This is a genomic window from Streptomyces sp. FH025, assembly GCF_017427025.1.
GTDB lineage: Bacteria > Actinomycetota > Actinomycetes > Streptomycetales > Streptomycetaceae > Kitasatospora.
The window spans coordinates 1-2,154 of record NZ_JAFLNG010000986.1; the positions used below are offsets into that span (position 1 = coordinate 1).

2 protein-coding genes are annotated in these 2,154 nt (G+C 76.1%); both read right to left on the reverse strand.

The features are described from left to right. Positions 1-566: condensation domain-containing protein (locus J0670_RS36470; RefSeq protein WP_243438027.1), on the reverse strand; the 566-nt coding region annotated here is incomplete at its 3' end. Further along, on the reverse strand, positions 563-2,154 hold a 1,592-nt coding region (locus J0670_RS36475; protein WP_207817051.1), incomplete at its 5' end, for a non-ribosomal peptide synthetase. The genes J0670_RS36470 and J0670_RS36475, both read right to left, overlap by 4 nt.

Genomic DNA, 2,154 nt, shown 5'->3' on the forward strand with positions numbered 1-2,154 from the left:
GCGGGGAGTCGGGGTGCCGAGCCGTCGCGGGCGGCGGTGTAGAGGGCGGCGAGGTCGGCCGCGAGGACGGGCAGGGAGCCGCCGTCCACGGCGATGTGGTGGATCGTCAGGAGCAGGGTGTGGTCCTGCGGTCCGTGCCGCAGCAGCAGCGCCCGCAGGACCGGTCCGTCGGCGAGGTCGAAGGGGCGGGCGGCCTCGGTGGCGAGCTGGTCGTCGCCCGTCGCCTCCACGACCGGAAGCGGTACCGGGCGGACCGGGTCGAGGTGCTGGTACGGCTGTTCGCCCCGGCGCGGGTAGCGGGTGCGCAGGACGGCGTGGCGCTCGGTGAGGCCGGTGAGCGCGGTGGCCAGGGCGTCCCGGTCGAGCGGTCCGCGCAGCCGGGTGGCGATCGGGACGTTGTAGAGGGCGCCGCCCTGGCCGAGGTGGTCCATCAGCCACATCCGCTGCTGGGCGTGGGAGAGCGGCGCCGGCCCGGCCCCGGGCGTGGTGGCGCGGTCCGCGACGGAGGCGTCGGCGCGGCGGCTGCGGGCGCGGCGCAGCAGGTCGGTCTGGTCGACGGTGGTCATCGCGGCGCTCCCGTGGTGTCGTCGGCGGTGGTCACCGCGGCGCTCCCGTTCTCGGCGCCGAGCAGGGCGCGTTCCAGCAGTTCGGCCTGGGCAGCGACCGTCGGGTGGCCGAGGAAGTCGGCGAGCGAGAGTTCCACGCCGAGGTCCTCGCGCAGGTCGTCGACGATCCACATCGCGACCAGGGAGTGGCCGCCCTCGGCGAGGAAGTCGGCGGCCGGGTCGGTGATCGGGCGTTCCAGGGCGCGGCTCCAGGCGTCCGCGACGACCTGCTGGATGGGGGTGAGCTCGGCCTCGGCCGCGGCGGGTTCGGCCGTCGGGTCCGCGGCGTCGGCGAGTGCCCGTCGGTCGACCTTGCCGCTGGTGTTGAGCGGGAGGGCGTCGAGCACGGTCCAGGCGGTGGGCACCAGGTGGGCGGGGAGCCGCCCGGCGAGCCGGGTGCGCAGGGTCTCGGTGCTCGGGCGGGCGCCTTCGGCGAGGACGACGCAGGCGGTCAGGGCGGCGTCGGGTTGCCCGGCCCGGCGGACCACGACGGCGGCCTCGGCGATCTCCGGGAGCTGGAGCAGCGCGTGCTCGACCTCGCCGGGTTCGATCCGGAAGCCCCGGACCTTGACCTGGTCGTCGGTGCGGCCGTGGAACTCCAGTGCGCCGTCGGGCCGTTGGCTGACCAGGTCGCCGCTGCGGTAGGCGAGCGAGCCGTCCGGCAGTTCGCGGAAGCGCTCGGCGGTCAGCTCGGGCCGGTTGAGGTAGCCCTGGGCGAGGCGCTCGCCGGCGATCCAGAGTTCGCCGACGGTGCCGGGGGCGACCGGTGCGAGCTCCGGGTCCAGGACGAGGGTGCGGGCGCCGCCGAAGGGCCGTCCGATCGGGACGGGGCCGGGCTCGCAGTCCGCCGGGGTGACCGGGTGGACGGTGGTGAAGGTCGTCGCCTCGGTGGGCCCGTAGCCGTTGAGGAGCTCCAGCCAGGGGAAGGCCCTCAGCACCGCCCCGGTGTGCTCGGCCGACAGCGCCTCGCCGCCGACGACGACGGTGCGCAGCACGCCGAAGATCCGGGACTGCCTGGCGGCCAGGTGGTGGAAGAGCGCGGTGGTGAGGAAGACCGTGGTGACGCCGAACCGTTCGACGTCGCGGACGAGTTCCTCGACGGTGGGCCGCTCGGCCGGGGAGACGGCGAGGGCGGCTCCCCGGACGAGCGGGGCCCACAGTTCGAAGGTGGCGGCGTCGAAGGAGACGGTGGAGTGGACGAGCATCCGGTCGCGCGGGCCGAGGTCGACGCCGTCGGGGGCGGTGACCAGGTCGGCGATGGCGCCGTGCGGGACGAGGACGCCCTTGGGGCGGCCGGTGGAGCCGGAGGTGTAGTAGAGCAGGGCGGTCGCGTCCGGCTCGGCGGCGTCGGGCACCGCTCCCCCGGTGGCCTCGGTGCCGTACTCGGTCAGTACCAGGGTGCGTTCCTCGGGCAGGCCCGCCTCGGCGAGCAGGCCCTTGTCGCCGAGGACGAGCCGGGCGTCCGCGTCGGCGGTCATCTCGGCGATGCGCGGGCGGGGGTGGGCCGGGTCGAGCGGGAGGACGTGGCCGCCGGCCCGCCAGACGGCGA